This is a genomic window from Sediminibacillus sp. JSM 1682029 (assembly GCF_041366435.1).
GTDB lineage: Bacteria > Bacillota > Bacilli > Bacillales > Amphibacillaceae > Sediminibacillus > Sediminibacillus terrae.
In genome coordinates this window covers 266,018-282,058 of record NZ_JBEWYY010000005.1, presented here as the reverse complement: position 1 = coordinate 282,058, position 16,041 = coordinate 266,018, and the positions used below count along the sequence as shown (strand labels likewise).

General features: G+C 43.8%; 16 protein-coding genes. 15 read left to right on the top strand and 1 reads right to left on the bottom strand.

The features are described 5' to 3' along the window. The first annotated feature begins 241 nt into the window (after window positions 1-241). The 3 genes from ABVF09_RS11110 (at window position 242) to ABVF09_RS11100 (ending at window position 3,686) form a co-directional block, all read left to right on the top strand. Entirely contained in the window at window positions 242-1,174 is a 933-nt protein-coding gene (locus tag ABVF09_RS11110) for a D-alanine--D-alanine ligase (RefSeq protein ID WP_153462750.1), read from the top strand. A gap of 121 nt (window positions 1,175-1,295) precedes the next feature. Next, on the top strand, window positions 1,296-2,579 hold the full coding sequence (locus ABVF09_RS11105) for a Glu/Leu/Phe/Val family dehydrogenase (RefSeq protein ID WP_026570102.1): 1,284 nt from the start codon (window positions 1,296-1,298) through the stop codon (window positions 2,577-2,579). 126 nt (window positions 2,580-2,705) lie between these two features. Then, entirely contained in the window at window positions 2,706-3,686 is a 981-nt protein-coding gene (locus tag ABVF09_RS11100) for a YpdA family putative bacillithiol disulfide reductase (RefSeq protein WP_026771238.1), read from the top strand. 64 nt (window positions 3,687-3,750) lie between these two features. On the opposite strand, the gene ABVF09_RS11095 is transcribed toward ABVF09_RS11100, so the two are convergent. Then, window positions 3,751-4,719: an asparaginase gene (locus ABVF09_RS11095; RefSeq protein ID WP_371069199.1), complete on the bottom strand. Its 969-nt coding sequence runs from the start codon at window positions 4,717-4,719 to the stop codon at window positions 3,751-3,753. An 87-nt stretch (window positions 4,720-4,806) separates the two neighbouring features. Between ABVF09_RS11095 and prsW the strand changes: the two genes are divergently transcribed. The 12 genes from prsW to der all read left to right on the top strand — a co-directional run bounded on the left by prsW (window position 4,807) and on the right by der (window position 16,033). Further along, a complete protein-coding gene (gene prsW / locus ABVF09_RS11090) occupies window positions 4,807-5,493 on the top strand; it encodes a glutamic-type intramembrane protease PrsW (RefSeq protein WP_035426705.1) in 687 nt (228 codons plus the stop codon). Window positions 5,494-5,772: 279 nt separating this feature from the next. Further along, entirely contained in the window at window positions 5,773-6,561 is a 789-nt protein-coding gene (gene sleB / locus ABVF09_RS11085) for a spore cortex-lytic enzyme (protein WP_235162466.1), read from the top strand. A gap of 17 nt (window positions 6,562-6,578) precedes the next feature. After that, window positions 6,579-7,922: a germination protein YpeB gene (gene ypeB / locus ABVF09_RS11080; protein WP_026570106.1), complete on the top strand. Its 1,344-nt coding sequence runs from the start codon at window positions 6,579-6,581 to the stop codon at window positions 7,920-7,922. 82 nt (window positions 7,923-8,004) lie between these two features. Further along, window positions 8,005-8,685 (top strand): flagellar brake protein, encoded by a 681-nt coding sequence (locus ABVF09_RS11075; protein ID WP_026570107.1) that lies wholly within the window; start codon window positions 8,005-8,007, stop codon window positions 8,683-8,685. A 55-nt stretch (window positions 8,686-8,740) separates the two neighbouring features. After that, window positions 8,741-9,421 carry a (d)CMP kinase gene (gene cmk / locus ABVF09_RS11070; protein ID WP_153462742.1) on the top strand — a complete coding sequence of 227 codons (681 nt, stop codon included), beginning with the start codon at window positions 8,741-8,743 and terminating at the stop codon, window positions 9,419-9,421. A 15-nt stretch (window positions 9,422-9,436) separates the two neighbouring features. Continuing rightward, window positions 9,437-10,018: a lysophospholipid acyltransferase family protein gene (locus ABVF09_RS11065; protein WP_026570109.1), complete on the top strand. Its 582-nt coding sequence runs from the start codon at window positions 9,437-9,439 to the stop codon at window positions 10,016-10,018. A 102-nt stretch (window positions 10,019-10,120) separates the two neighbouring features. Beyond that, window positions 10,121-11,260: a 30S ribosomal protein S1 gene (gene rpsA, locus ABVF09_RS11060; RefSeq protein ID WP_026570110.1), complete on the top strand. Its 1,140-nt coding sequence runs from the start codon at window positions 10,121-10,123 to the stop codon at window positions 11,258-11,260. 13 nt (window positions 11,261-11,273) lie between these two features. Then, window positions 11,274-12,299: a type 2 isopentenyl-diphosphate Delta-isomerase gene (fni, locus tag ABVF09_RS11055; protein WP_371069198.1), complete on the top strand. Its 1,026-nt coding sequence runs from the start codon at window positions 11,274-11,276 to the stop codon at window positions 12,297-12,299. Window positions 12,300-12,888: 589 nt separating this feature from the next. Further along, window positions 12,889-13,497: a YphA family membrane protein gene (locus ABVF09_RS11050; protein ID WP_026771243.1), complete on the top strand. Its 609-nt coding sequence runs from the start codon at window positions 12,889-12,891 to the stop codon at window positions 13,495-13,497. Next, the gene (locus tag ABVF09_RS11045) at window positions 13,490-14,386 is read left to right on the top strand and encodes a YIEGIA family protein (RefSeq protein ID WP_153462738.1); all 897 of its coding nucleotides are present in this window, start codon (window positions 13,490-13,492) and stop codon (window positions 14,384-14,386) included. Before ABVF09_RS11050 ends, ABVF09_RS11045 begins: the two co-directional genes overlap by 8 nt. Next, window positions 14,383-14,568 (top strand): capping complex subunit for YIEGIA, encoded by a 186-nt coding sequence (locus tag ABVF09_RS11040; RefSeq protein ID WP_026570113.1) that lies wholly within the window; start codon window positions 14,383-14,385, stop codon window positions 14,566-14,568. The genes ABVF09_RS11045 and ABVF09_RS11040 overlap by 4 nt, the downstream gene beginning before the upstream one ends. A 154-nt stretch (window positions 14,569-14,722) precedes the next feature. Further along, window positions 14,723-16,033, top strand: coding sequence for a ribosome biogenesis GTPase Der (gene der / locus ABVF09_RS11035; RefSeq protein ID WP_026771244.1), 1,311 nt, complete (start codon window positions 14,723-14,725; stop codon window positions 16,031-16,033). The last annotated feature ends 8 nt before the right edge of the window (window positions 16,034-16,041 follow it).

The following is a 16,041-nucleotide window of genomic DNA, read 5'->3' as shown; positions in this document are numbered from 1 at the left end:
TTAAGAGAGGGGATCTCAGCTGTCGAAATATTCAGGTATGGGGAATACGAAAGGACTTTCCATCTTGAAAATCCTCCATTCCAATTGTTGATAATCGTGCGACCAAGTCGGACCACACTTTTCTGGATTGTTTTTGTAGATGAAGGTATGGGAACATGTTACTATATGTACGTAGTGAGTTAAATAAAGAAACAGTCAACTAAAGAATGATAACGGAGTTTAGGTTTAGGGAGTGAATGGAGTGAAAATAGCGGTCCTTTATGGAGGAACATCTGGCGAGAGAGAAGTTTCCCTTTCTACTGGGAAGGGAATCATACAAGCATTAAGAGAAAACGGACATGAGGTGACAGGGATCGATTTCCACCCAGAACGTCTGGACGAGTTGCTGGAGCTTAAAGTAGACTTGGTTTTCATCGGACTTCATGGAAAATTCGGAGAGGATGGAAGAATACAGGGGCTGCTGGATATACTGGACATCCCTTATGTTGGGTCAGGCGTGTTGGCTTCCGCATTAGCGATGGATAAGGCAAAGGCCAAGCAAATTTTTGAAAAAAACCAATTGCCTGTTGCCAAAGGTATAGCCATACCTGTAAAGAGACATACTCAACAGGAAATCATTGATTTGATACAAGGAAAATTCACTCCTCCATATGTAGTGAAACCAAACCAAGAAGGTTCGACGCTTGGTTTGACGATTGTCAAAGAGACGGAACAGTTGCCGGAAGCAGTGAAAAATGCTGTGCAAAGCGACAATACGCTGCTAGTGGAAGAATTTATCCCTGGAAGGGAATTCACTGTCGCAGTGATCGGTCCGCAAGGGGAAGAACAAGCGTTGCCGGTTATTGAAATCATCCCTAAAAATGAATACTATGACTTCGATTCTAAATATAAGCCAGGCGGAAGTGAACATATCATCCCGGCGCGTATCAGTGATTCGTTGACCGGACAATTGCAAACTTTCGCTGTCCGTGCCCATCAACTTTTGGGTTGCGACGTATATTCCAGAGTCGATTTTATTGTATCGGAAGCGGGCGAACCGATAGTATTAGAGGTGAATACATTGCCTGGGATGACACCGACGAGCCTGTTTCCAGATGCCGCAAAAGTCGTCGGCTGGTCCTATGAACAAATGGTCGAAAAGTTTGTATCTCTTTCATCGAAAAACAAGCAATAGAAATTATTTATTAAATGCCGATAACGTATTGCATAATGCTATCTAGCGTGTATACTATTGTCTGAAAGAAATTGCGTAAATCTTTTAAGTGATGAACTGAAAACGATTGGGAGGTAAGTTCATGGTAGCCGATAAAGCATCAGATTCTCCAAATGAACAAAATGAAGACAAACTGGACGTATTAAAATCAACCCAAACGGTAGTACAAACAGCACTTGATAAACTGGGCTATCCAGAAGAAGTCTTTGATTTATTAAAAGAACCGGTGAGGATGATGACTGTCCGGATACCTGTACGAATGGATGATGATTCCATCAAGATATTCACAGGATACCGAGCGCAGCATAATGATGCAGTAGGACCAACAAAAGGCGGGGTAAGGTTTCACCCGAATGTAACAGAGAAAGAAGTAAAGGCGCTATCGATATGGATGAGTCTGAAAGCGGGCATTGTCGATTTGCCGTATGGCGGAGGAAAAGGCGGTATTGTTTGTGATCCGCGGGAAATGTCTTTCCGGGAACTTGAAGGGCTTAGCCGTGGATATGTACGGGCGATCAGCCAAATAGTCGGACCCACAAAGGATATACCGGCACCAGATGTATTTACCAATCCGCAAATCATGGCTTGGATGATGGATGAATACAGTCGTATAGACGAATTCAATAACCCTGGTTTTATTACAGGGAAACCGATAGTACTAGGTGGCTCGCACGGACGTGAATCCGCCACAGCAAAAGGCGTTACCATTTGTATTGATGAAGCGGTCAAGAAAAAAGGTATATCTGTTAAAGATTCAAAAGTGGTCATTCAAGGCTTTGGAAATGCTGGCAGCTTTTTAGCGAAGTTTTTGAATGACCAAGGAGCCAAAATCGTCGGTATTTCTGACGCATACGGAGGACTCCATGATCCAGATGGCTTGGATATCGATTATTTATTAGATAGAAGAGACAGTTTCGGAACGGTCACCAAACTGTTTGAAGACACGATCTCCAACGAAGAACTGTTGGAATTGGATTGCGACATTTTGGTTCCTGCAGCAGTGGAGAACCAAATAACCGAAGAAAATGCCGAGAAAATCAACGCTTCTATTATAGTTGAAGCAGCCAACGGACCGACCACCCTGGAAGCTACAAGGATTTTATCGGAGCGGGGCATCCTGCTTGTACCGGATGTATTGGCTTCTGCCGGAGGGGTTACTGTCTCCTATTTCGAATGGGTACAGAACAACCAGGGCTATTATTGGACAGAAGAAGAAATTGAAGAGAAATTGTATAAAGTCATGGTTAAGGGCTTTAACAATGTCTATAATACAGCGGAAACCAGAAAAATAGATATGCGTCTGGCCGCATATATGGTCGGAGTCAGAAAAATGGCTGAAGCAGCAAGATTCAGAGGCTGGATATAATGATAGGGCGGTACTTATCAGCGCAGATTTGATAAGTGCCGTTTCTGTTTTCCTTCTCTGTCATGGGTTAAAAGGTTAAGGCTGCTTCCGGGCAGTCTTTTGGTTTGGCGAAAAGGAGTGGAAGAGATGCAAAAAGAAAATACAATCATTATTGGAGCGGGACCATGTGGCATGTCGGCTGCCTTGGAACTGAAGAAACGAGGGGTGGACCCGCTGTTGATTGAAAAAGGGAATGTCGTGAATTCTATTTATCATTACCCTACGCATCAAACGTTTTTCAGTTCCAGCGATCGATTGGAGATTGGGGAAATCCCTTTTATCACAGAAAAGAAAAAACCGGTGCGGAACCAGGCAATGGCTTACTATCGCACCGTGGCAGAACGGAGCGAGCTCCGGATAAATCCTTTTGAACGAGTAGAAAAAGTCACCAAACAGGAAAATGTCTTTCAACTACGCACTCGAACTGCCAACGGGAAAGAGCGGAAATATCAGGCGGACCACGTTATCGTGGCGACGGGCTATTATGATCAGCCTCGATATATGGGTGTGCCAGGGGAGGACCTTCCTAAAGTCATGCACTACTTCAAGGAGGCGCATCCTTACTTTGGTCAAAATGTAGCCATCATCGGCGGAAAAAACTCAGCTGTCGATGCAGCGTTGGAGCTACATAAAGCAGGAGCGAATATCACTGTTTTATACCGGGGGAGCGAATATTCGCCAAGTATCAAACCATGGATTTTACCTGAGTTTGCCTCCCTTGTTCGAAAAGAAATCGTCAAGATGGAATTCACTGCGGAAATCAATCGCATTACGGAAGATGAAGTGCACTATCAAGTGGGCGGTAAGCAATGCGTGATAGAAAATGATTATGTATTTGCCATGACAGGCTATCAGCCAGACAACCAATTCCTGCAGGAAATGGGGATCGAACTTGATAAAGAAACCGGAGAGCCTGTATATGATGAAGAAACAATGGAAACGAACATTCCCGGTATTTACATTGCAGGCGTGATCGCCGCGGGGTATAACAATAACAAGATTTTTATAGAGAACGGGCGATATCATGGCGGACTGATTGCCGAAGCTATTATGGCTAAATCCCGATGATTCAAAAAGCTGCAGGAGTGAAAATGGCTCCTGCAGCTTTTCTTCTATCTTGCGATTCGGCAAATCATTCGAACATCGGAGCCAGCTCTGTCAAATTGTTTGTCAATTCCAACGCAACCATCAATTTTATTCTGGCTTTCGGTCCGGTCAGCCCATTGGCGAAGATGATTCCCATATCCCTTAATTGTCTTCCGCCTCCCTCATACATATAGGTGGCTTGGACTATTCCCTGATAGCACCTGGAAACGAGTATGATCGGAATGTCGTCATCAAGTATTTGCTGAAGGGCGGGAATGATCCCCTTTGGAACATTTCCTTGGCCGAGCGCTTCGATGATCAGGCCGGAAATGCCTGTGCTGTGAATGGCGCTGATAAGACTGCCGTCCATCCCGGCATACGCTTTTACTAACGCCACATTCTTGGTCAATTGCTGGATAGGATAAGATTCATAAGAGATGAGTTTTTGATGGAACAAGATCTCCTGCTTTGTAATAATCCCGATTGGTCCGTACTGAGGACTTTGAAATGTCGCTACATTACTTGTAGATGTTTTGGTGACATTTTTTGCTGTGTGGATTTCATCGTTCATTACCACGAGTACACCTTTATCCTGGGCTTCATCTGTGTTGGCGACGCGGATGGAGCTGATTAGGTTATACAATCCATCTGAGCCGACCTCGTTGCTGGAGCGCATAGCCCCAGTGACGACAACTGGTTTTCTGGTTTGTAAAAACAAGTCGAGAAAGTAAGCTGTTTCTTCCAATGTGTCGGTCCCGTGCGTTACGACAACCCCGTCAAAATTCCCGGCTGCAAGCTTGTCGTGGATTCGTCTGCCTAATTCGAGCATGTGGGCAGGCGTTATATGCGGGGACGGTAAATTAAATAAAAAATCTTCTTCAATATGCGCATCATGATGGAACAATGATGCTGAATTAGAAAGCGGGTGCTCGTTGGATGTCGAAACGGTGCCGCTTCTTTTATCTTCTTGCATGGAAATAGTGCCGCCTGTATGGATGATTAGTATTTTTTTCAAGTTTTTCACCTACTTTTATTAGGACTATTTTATTTGCTCCAACTTCATGATACGATGAATGATATTAGATTGAAAGAGGGTGTCGACATGTTTGCTGTCCTCTCTGCCGGGATTGCACCGACACTGGCGCTTATGTCATTTTTTTATTTAAAAGACCGATTGGATTCAGAACCGTTGACCACTGTGTTCCGGACTTTTTTGTACGGGGCTCTTTTGGTGTTTCCTTTGATGTTTATCCAGTATGCTTTTATGGAAGAAGGAATCGGCCAGACGCCGCTGATTCGATCTTTTTTACTGACCGGGTTAATGGAAGAGTTCTTTAAATGGTTCATCTTTCTTTATACGGTTTATAAATATACCGACTTTGATTCTCTTTACGACGGCATTATATATGGTGTCGCCATCAGCCTTGGTTTTGCGACAGTGGAAAACTTGCTTTACCTCCTTGCACATGGTGTGGAATACGCATTTAGCAGAGCGATTTTTCCTGTATCGTCTCACGCATTGTTCGGTGTGATTATGGGTTATTATCTTGGAAGAGCGAAATTTTTGACGAAAAACGTCAGACGTTCCCAAGTATTAGCACTGTTGATTCCTGTAAGTCTTCACGGTTTTTATGACTTCATCTTAGAAGCAGTTCCCTCCTGGATCTATGTCATGACACCCTTTATGATTCTTTTGTGGATGTTTGCACTCCGTAAAGTCAAATTGGCGAACCAGCACGAATATAAAAACGTTGTCGTACTGACGGAAAAAAAGTCACAAATTCAATAAGCTAATCAAAGCTATCCATGCCAAGGCATGGGTAGCTTTTTTATCATCTGAAACGATATAGGACGAGTGGATGTGACAGTACCAGTTTTTCTTTCGGACCTCGCTCGAGATTTCGCCAATCCAGAACCGTATCTTATTCTCCTGCTTCCCATGTATAAAAATAGCATGCTTTCAAAAAATAAGCCAACAACGAAGACTTTGATACTCTTAGGAGGAAATGGTATGCGGTTCAAACGAACAGTTATTCTCTTGTTTTTTACGGTTCTCTTGGTGGCTGGAATGCCATCTGCGGATGGGCTTCGTCCTGTAGAGGCGTTCAGCCCGCAAGTCATCCAGCATGGAGCTTCAGGTGAAGATGTCATCGAATTACAAGCAAGGTTACAATATTTGGGTTTTTATAATGGGAAGATTGACGGTGTATTCGGTTGGGGTACGTATTGGGCGCTCCGTAATTTCCAGTATGAATTTGGTTTGGAAATCGACGGAATGGCCGGCACGAAAACAAAACAGAAGCTTGAAAAAGCAAGTGAGTATGATAAAGGGTTTGTTCAGGAGCAAATAAGAAAAGGCAAAAAGTTCACTCATTATGGGGGAACACCAAAAGAACAGCAAGTGAAAAACGGCGGTAAGGAGCAGACCGGCAAGAAAGAAAATCAGCAAAAGGATGAAGGTACACCAGCTGAACCGACGGCTGTCAATGTACCTGGAGGTTTTTCACAAAACGATATACGTTTAATGGCAAATGCCGTCCACGGCGAAGCCCGAGGAGAACCGTATGAAGGGAAGGTTGCTGTAGCGGCAGTCATTCTCAACCGTGTTGAAAGTCCTACATTTCCCAATACTGTATCAGGAGTAATATTTGAGCCGAGGGCTTTTACCGCTGTTGCAGATGGGCAGATTTGGCTGACACCGAATGAATCTGCCGAACAAGCAGTACTGGATGCGATAAATGGCTGGGATCCAACTGGTGAGGCTACTTACTATTTTAATCCAAATACAGCTACATCTGACTGGATTTGGTCAAGACCGCAAATTAAACAAATCGGCAAGCACATATTCTGTATGTAAGAAAGGTGGCGCGCAAAATGATAAGATGGATATTAATCGCAGTACTGGCTTTGGCGGTGGGAGCGACAGGAATATGGGGCTATCAAGAACATCAAGAGAAAAACGCTATTCTTGTCCAGGCGGAAAATACGTATCAGCGATCGTTCCATGATTTATCCTATCATATGGACTTACTGCATGACCAAATCGGAACGACACTGGCGATGAATACAAAGGAACGTTTATCCCCCCAACTGGCAGATATATGGCGGCTTACATCAGAAGCGCATAATGATGTCGGTCAGCTTCCGTTGGCTTTGCTGCCATTCAACAAAACAGAAGAGTTTTTATCCGATATCGGAGACTTTAGTTATAATACAGCCATCAGGGATTTGGAAAAAGATCCATTGACTGACGGAGAGGTGAATAACCTGGAATCCCTCTACGATAAATCCGGGGAAATACGAGACGAACTGCGGAAAGTCCAACACCTTGTGTTGGAGAACAACTTACGTTGGATGGATGTGCAGCTCGCCCTGGCTACCAATGATAAACAAGCGGACAATACCATCGTCGATGGATTTAAAACAGTGGAAAAAACAGTAGAAGGATATACAGAGGGAAACCTTGGTGTCAGTATGACAGGAACTTCGAACAAGAAACACGAGTATCAATTCCTGAATGGTGAAAACATCAACAAGAAACAGGCTTTGAAAAAAGCACAAGCATTGTTTGAAGTGAGAGATGCTTCGGACATCAAGATAACGAAGTCAGGGGATGGTGCCGAAGTAGCAACCTATAGTGCTTCTTTCCATAAAGCGGGAAGGGACGGCTATATGGACATGTCGGTTAAAGGCGGTCATCCCTTGTCGTTGATTATCAATCGAGAGGTCAAGGATCCGGGCATCAGTCTCAACGAAGGAATGAACAAAGCGGAAGATTATCTGAAGGATCTTAAGATGGAAGACATGGAACTCTTCCAAAGCAGTCAATACAACAATGTCGGCGTGTATAATTTCTTGTACACCCAAGAAGATGTACGTATGTATCCCGACTCTGTTCAAGTGAAAGTGGCGCTTGACAATGGAGATGTTCTGGGCTTTACGTCCCGGGATTACTACTTGAACCACAAGGAGCGCGACTTGCCGGATCCTGAGCTTACAGCGGAAGAAGCGAAGGATAAAGTAAACCACAACGTGAAAATACAGGAAAATCGTCTGGCGGTCATAGAAAACGATTCTGGTGAAGAAGTGCTCACCCATGAATTTTTAGGTGTACTGGGGGACGATACGTACAGAATTTTCATCAATGCTTCGAACGGTGCCGAAGAAAAAGTGGAAAAATTACAAGGGGCAGAAGCGAAATTTGATGATGCAGTTTAGGGAAGGGATTTACTCCTTTCCCTTTTCCTTGTTTTTTGAGATAATAAATAGACTAAATAAAAGATAAAGAGAGGCGGATCCTTTGATAAAAATCGGCACACCGCTCACGTTAGAGATAGAGAAGGCTAATGAAGTAGAGCGTTATCGATGCAAGGTAGTTGAACAACAAGGAAGTTTTTTATATGTGGATTATCCGGTTCATCAAGTTTCCGGAAGAACGAATCTTTTTGAACGAGGGACCATTTTCACGGCAAGTTTCGTCGGTGAGGAAAATACGGTGTATAGTTTTGAAACCGAGTTAAAAGACAAGAAGAAGTTAAAAATCCCGACACTTGTGTTAAACTATCCAGGAGCAGGTCAATTGAAAAAGGTTCAGCGGCGAGAGTATGTGCGGATTGAATCAGCTGTGGATGTTTCTGTACATGATCCAGAAAAGGAACTGCTTCCTTTTACCACCATCACACAAAATATAAGTGGAGGCGGATTGTCACTTGTACTGCCGCCCGGAAGAGAGATTCTTCCGGAGAAACGATTGGAATTATTGATTGTCTTACCAATGGAATCGACGGAAATTTCGTATGTTAAGGTAAAAGCGGAGGCTATCCGCACCCACGACCGGCCGGATGGACAACGCCCACTCTTATCTGTCCGATTCGAAGAAATAGATGAACAGAATCGACAGTCCATTATCCGATATTGTTTCGAGAAGCAGCTTGAAGCAAGAAGACGCGGACTGGATACGAGAAAGGGAATTCGTAATTAATTGACAGCTAAAGAAATCATACATATATCATAGCAAGAGAGGAATGTAGTAACAAATGGAACAAAATCAACTAGCCATAGCAATCGACGGCCCCGCAGCAGCAGGGAAAAGTACAGTTGCAAAATTAATCGCTGAAGAATTATCTTACGTATATATTGATACAGGAGCGATGTATCGGGCCCTTACCTATAAGGCAATCCAAAAAGGCACTGATCTGGAAGATGAACAAGCCCTGTTGAAATTGTTGCAAAAAACAACGATTGATTTACAGCAATCAAACAATGGTCAAAGCGTTCTTTTGGATGGTAAGGATGTTTCCCGCGAAATCAGGGGGCAGCAGGTTACCGGACAGGTTTCGGTGGTGGCGAAACACCCTGCAGTACGTACCGAAATGGTTTCAAGACAGAAAGCACTTGCAGCCAAACGCGGCGTAGTGATGGACGGAAGAGATATTGGCACCCATGTACTTCCGGACGCCGAGGTCAAAATATTTTTAGTGGCTTCGGTACAAGAGAGAGCGGAAAGACGACATAAAGAAAATAAGGAAAAAGGGTTTGCTTCCGACCTGGAGCAATTAAAAAGAGAAATTGAAAAAAGAGATCAACTGGATTCAGAGCGTGAAGCATCTCCATTGATCAAAGCGGAGGACGCGGTGGAAATCGACACTACTTCTCTTTCCATTCAGGGGGTTGCGGATCGAATTTTGGAAGTGGTAGGGAATGCGAGAAAAAGCTAGAGAGGATTTTGAACTATGAGTCTATATACTTTTGCTAAGAACGTTGTAGCTGCTATACTTTACCCGATATATCGGATTAAAGTAGTCGGTGCAGAAAATGTTCCCGATGAAGGCCCGGTGATCATCTGCTCCAACCATATTTCTAATTTTGATCCGCCGGTGGTTGGCATTACGTCCCCGCGGGATATTTATTTCATGGCTAAAGAGGAATTATTCAATAATTCATTTTTAGGAGGATTGTTGACCAGGCTGCATGCTTTTCCAATCAAGCGGGGTATGAAAGACCGGAACGCTTTGCGTCAGGCTTTGAACATTCTGGAAGAAGGAAACACTCTAGGACTTTTTCCTGAAGGGACGCGGAACAAGACCGGCGAAGTCGGAAAAGGTTTGGCGGGGGCGGGATTTTTTGCCCTCCGATCGAAGGCATACATTGTTCCTTGTGCCATCATCGGCCCTTATAAACCATTCAAACAATTAAAAGTTGTTTACGGAAAACCGATTGAAATGGAACAATATCGGGAAAATAAAATATCAGCAAAGGATGTTACCCAAGTGATTATGCAGGAAATCCAAAAACTGATTGATGAAAATCGGTAAGCGTTCACTGTCTATCGCTTGACAAAAATGGGTAAATATTAGAAGTTAGAAAAAAGGCATTTCATAAGATTGGTTGTGTCGGAAATTGAAGGAGGTCTCTTTATGGATGAAATGAACAATGAATTTTCAGATTTACAACAGCTATCTACCGGTGATCAGGTGACAGGAAAGGTAGTTAAAGTAGAGGAAAAACAAGTGCTCGTTGACATCGGTTATAAAGTGGAAGGGATTGTACCTATCAGTGAGCTTTCCAGCCTGCATGTGGAAAAAGCTTCAGATGCAGTGGCTGAAGGCGATGAGTTGACACTACAAGTGAAAAAAGTAGAAGATGATGAAGTTGTACTTTCCAAACGTGCAGTCGATGCTGACAAAGCATGGGAAGACTTAGAAGAAAAATTCAACAGCGGCGAAATTTTCGAAGCAGAAGTGAAAGATGTGGTTAAGGGTGGTTTAGTAGTCGATGTGGGACTGCGCGGGTTTATCCCGGCCTCTCTTGTAGAAACATATTATGTGGAAGATTTCTCTGACTACAAAAATAAAGCATTAAGCCTGAAAGTGGTGGAGCTTGATCGCGAGCAAAACAGGGTGATACTTTCCCACCGCGCAGTTTCTGAAGCTGAACAAGCGAACCGCAAACAGGAGATACTTCAGTCTCTTGAAGAAGGGCAAGTACTGGAAGGCACTGTTCAACGGCTGACTGATTTTGGTGTGTTCGTGGATATCGGAGGTATCGATGGACTTGTCCACATTTCTCAGTTATCTTATCAGCACGTGGAAAAAGCTTCGGATGTCGTTGAAGAAGGACAAAAAATCAATGTCAAAGTGCTTTCTGTCGACAGGGACAATGAGCGCATCTCTCTATCCTTGAAAGAAACATTGCCCGGACCGTGGGATGGTATCGAAGAAAAGGTACAACCTGGTTCTGTAGTTTCAGGGACAGTGAAGAGGCTCGTGAACTTTGGCGCATTTGTCGAAGTGTTCCCGGGAGTAGAAGGACTTGTCCATATTTCCCAAATTTCGAACCAGCATATCGGTACTCCACAGGAAGTACTGGATGTGGGACAAGAGGTTCAAGTAAAGGTGCTTGATGTGAATGAACAGGATCAACGCATGTCTTTAAGTATCAAAGAACTGGAGCGCGATCAGGATCAAGCTGAACTGAAACAATATGAAAAAGAAGAAGATCACTCTGGCTTTCAATTAGGGGATATGATCGGAGATAAGCTCGACAAGTATAAGTGATGGTGAAAAATGGATGAGCAGACAACAAAGAAAATTAGAGCATATTAAATATGCGTTAGAATCAAATCAAGAGGGCTGGAGTCCTTTTGATGACATGGAGATTGTCCATCAAAGTGTCACTTCTCTCCATTGGGAAGATATCGATCTTCAGACGAATGTGGGCGGACTTGCTTTAAGTTCGCCCCTTTTTGTTAATGCCATGACTGGGGGTGGCGGCAGCAAAACGGAAAAAATAAATGGCCAATTAGCCGCCGCAGCTGCCGTGACTGGTATAGGCATGTCTGTCGGTTCCCAGATGTCGGCGTTAAAAGATCCTTCAGAAGAGCCTTCTTACCGTATTGTCCGAAAAGAGAATCCCCATGGAATCATCTTCGCAAATGTCGGAACTGAGTCGACAGTAGAGCAAGCTCAACGTGCTGTGGATATGCTGGAAGCGGATGCATTGCAAATCCATCTAAATGTTTTGCAAGAATTGATCATGCCAGAAGGGGATCGGAATTTCCGCAACATGGAAAGTAGGATCGAATCTATTGTGCAAGGCATTTCTGTTCCTGTTATTGTGAAAGAGGTAGGGCACGGATTATCAAAAGAGACTGCCAGGAAATTGCGGGAACTAGGGGTTCGATATTTGGATTCTGCCGGAAAGGGAGGAACCAGTTTTTCCAAGGTGGAAAACCGTCGTAGGAAAGACCCTCTATCCGTTTTTGATGGTTGGGGGATTCCTACACCAGCATCCGTCAAAGAAATCCGGGAAGTGCTGCCTGATACTCATCTATTTGCTTCGGGGGGCATACGGAACGGGATGGACGGTGCTAAATCATTGATACTTGGAGCCGAAGGGTTTGGTATGGCCGGCAGCTTGCTCAAAGTGCTGATGGAGGATGGGATGGATGCGCTGTTGAATCGCATCGGTGCCGTTCATGAGGAATTGCGGATCATCATGATGCTTTTGAATTGCAGGCAGCCGAAACAACTGGCTGGCAAACCCTATGTCGTCACAGGATATTTAAAGGAATGGCTAGAAAAAAGAGCAACATAAAGCGGTAGAAAAGCTTAGTAACCAAAAGTATCGTGACCAAAAAGCAACCCGAACGATTTCACCATTCGTTCGGGTTTTTGTTAGTAAAAACCGTTCTAAAGGGCGAATCTCCACTACGGCGAGGTACTTCGCAACGGAGATTCCAACGGGAATAGTACGAGCTGAAAATCCCGCAAGAAAGCGGTTGGTGCTTTCTGAGGAAGTGGTAGCCGTGCGCGTGGAACACATAATATCTACCGTAGCGATAAGAAACACCATCAAATAACAGGATAATAAGAAGTCTGTCTAGGAATATCAAGGTCAAAAACCGAGTGAATTGGAATGACATTTCGAATTCGCTCGGTTTTTTGCTTTGATGGCCATGCTTTTGTCCCGGCCACTTCTTAAGAAAGTACAAATGCAGAAACTTCCAGCTCCAGCATACTCCCTCGAGGGACTAATCCATCCACTGCGTGGCATAAAGCTTCTGAAAGTTTACTTGAGTTTGTCCGGGGGCTGAGCATGACGCCTCGCTTTTCTTTTGTGCTTGATAGATTGCGGGTTTAAAAATACTTTCGGAAAGCCATAATGCTAATGGAAGGTGAAGCCCGTGGAAGGATTGTTGTTTTATTGGATTTGCTGGTTGTTATGGATAACCACAACTTTTTTACTGAAAAAGAATCGTACAAGATTTTATGTTTCTTTTGTGATTCTTTTGCTTTTAACCTGTTCAAACACCAACATAACTGTATGGGATAGTAAGTTGAACCTCGCTACAGTGGTTTCTTTTTTTGCCGGGATTCTTTATCTCGCAAAGAAAAAGGATTGGATTTTGCTATTGTTTGGCAGCTTGTGCATGACATTTTGTTATGTCGGTATTCTGCTTTGGGAAATGATCAGTCCGATTTGGCTGTTTGTGCCCCGGTTGTTAATGATTCCGGTTATAGGACTTGTCTTGCTTTTTTTCTTGACTGAAACATTGATCGAGAAGTGTATGGTTTGGTGCCTTGGTATTACCAGTGGTGAAATACTCCATGGGTTGATCATGAACAGTTATGGTTTTCATCCATCGATCGGCGAACACTCATTTTTTGATTTGTTGTTTGTAGGTATAGCTTTCATCATTCTACTCAGACTAACCCTAGTTGCAAAGCAAAAGTTGGATCAAGTTGCTCAAACTATAGAAAGAAAGCTCAAAATGAGGTGGAATCATGAATGAATATACCTATCCGATTTTATTTGGTGTAGTGGTCGGGACCATGGCCAGACTAGTCATGTTGCGGACAGACTATCGGCAATACCCGACATATTTGCATGGCAAGGTCATCCATATATCGTTAGGATTTATCGCTGCATCGCTCGGCACCGTAGCTGTTCCCGCCATTATGGAAAAAGAGTTTACGGCTGTCACGTTTCTGACCATTGCTGCATCGCAATTTCGTGAAGTTCGGAATATGGAGCGAAATACGTTGACGGAATTGGACGCTTACGAATTGGTGCCCAGGGGAAATACATACATAGAAGGAATAGCAGTTGCATTTGAAGGGAGAAATTATCTGGTCATTTTCACATCCTTTATTGCTACGTTAACCTATTTAGTATGGAATGTTTGGATCGCCATTCTTGCTTCTCTTGTCTGCTATCTCATCATCAGGAAATTCATGAGCGGAGCTACTTTGAAAAAATTGGTCGACATCGAGCATCATGAGCTTCATTTCGAAGGTGCGGGATTATATGTCGATAATATCTACATTATGAATATCGGTCTGCCCAAACGGCAGGAAGAAATTTTGAAGTACGGAATGGGATTTATCCTCACTCCGAAAAATTTCAATGTACGTTCGACGATCGCCAATTTAGGACAGCGTCAGGCCATTCTTCACGATGCCTCTGTGTCTCTGGGAGTATTTCGGGATTCCGGTACGCCGGCGCTGGTTCCCTTGATAAAGCGGGATTTGGATGATGGCCGTATCGGAGTTTTTATTTTGCCGCAGGATAAGGATATCGACAAGGCTAAACGAATAATCGGCGCAGTTCCGGTTTTGGAAAATGCAATCCGGATGCCCTCCGAATCAAAAGCGAACAAAAAGGGGGATGACAACGAATGAAAATGGAAAAAGCGATATTGGCAGTCATCACCCTTAACAAAGAAAAAATCGACGGGGGAGCACCCATCTTTCTGTGCGACACACAGGAAGAGATGGAAAAAGTGGCAGCTAATTTAGAAGCGATTCTGGACGGGATCAGCCATGCACTAAGTGATCAGTTGTATATCATTGTCAAACATTGATATACAACTTTTTTGCATAATAGAAACCAGCTTGACCTTGCTGTACCGAAAAGCGTTGTTTAAAAATTCCTCTTTTGCTAAAATAGAAAAGTTAGAGCCTTCGGTTTTATACAAAATGATAGAAGTTATAGTAGAAAGAAAGGATGAACCTTTCATGAGAAAATCAATTGTAGCAATAGTCGGCCGTCCGAATGTTGGTAAATCGACCATTTTCAACCGGCTGGTCGGAGAGAGAATTTCCATAGTCGAAGATATACCCGGCGTAACCAGAGATCGTATCTATTCACAGGCGGAGTGGTTGACCACCAACTTTAACCTGATTGATACCGGAGGAATCGAAATCGGGGATGAACCACTGCTTGTACAAATGCGCGAGCAGGCGGAAGTGGCCATCAATGAAGCTGACGTGATCATCTTCATGGTGAATGGCCGGGAAGGAATTACAGCAGCTGATGAGGAAGTGGCCAAGTTGCTGTTTAAATCGAATAAACCTGTCGTACTGGCAGTCAACAAAGTAGATAATCCGGAAATGCGTGATCAAATTTATGAATTTTATTCGCTTGGATTTGGCGAACCTTTCCCGATTTCTGGAACACACGGTTTGGGTTTGGGTGATTTGCTTGATGAAGTGGTGAAACACTTCCCAGAACTTGAACAAGCGGAAGAAGACGATTTAACCATCCACTTCAGTCTTATCGGCCGTCCGAACGTCGGCAAGTCTTCCTTGGTGAATGCACTGCTCAATCAAGAGCGTGTCATTGTCAGTGATATAGCCGGGACGACACGGGACGCTGTCGACACACCGTTTACAAAGGATGGCAGGGATTACGTCATCATCGATACAGCAGGAATGCGAAAACGCGGAAAAATTTACGAAACTACTGAAAAATACAGTATTTTGCGAGCATTGAAGGCAATTGAACGTTCAGATGTTGTTTTAACCTTGATCGATGCCGAAACCGGTATCATCGAGCAAGACAAAAAGATAGCCGGTTACGCACATGAAGCGGGGAAAGCCGTTGTGATCGTCGTCAACAAGTGGGATACTGTGGAGAAAAGCGAAAAGGCGATGAAAGAATTTGAAGATCAAATCAGAGCGCATTTCCAATTTCTCGACTATGCACCGATTGTATTCTTGTCGGCGAAAACAAAAAAACGGATTCACACCTTGCTTCCGCGCGTTCTGGAGGCAAGTGAAAACCATGCTAAGCGTGTCGAGACCAATGTCTTGAACGATGTCATCATGGATGCTTTGGCAATGAATCCGACTCCGACTGTCAAAGGACAGCGACTGAAGATTTTGTATGCGACTCAGGTCGCTGTCAAACCACCCAGTTTTGTTGTATTTGTAAATGATCCGGAATTAATGCACTTCTCTTATGAGCGCTTTTTGGAAAACAGAATCAGAGAAGCCTTTGGATTTGAAGGCACCCCAATAAAAATTTTCGCAAGACGTAGAAAATAAGGAGGAGA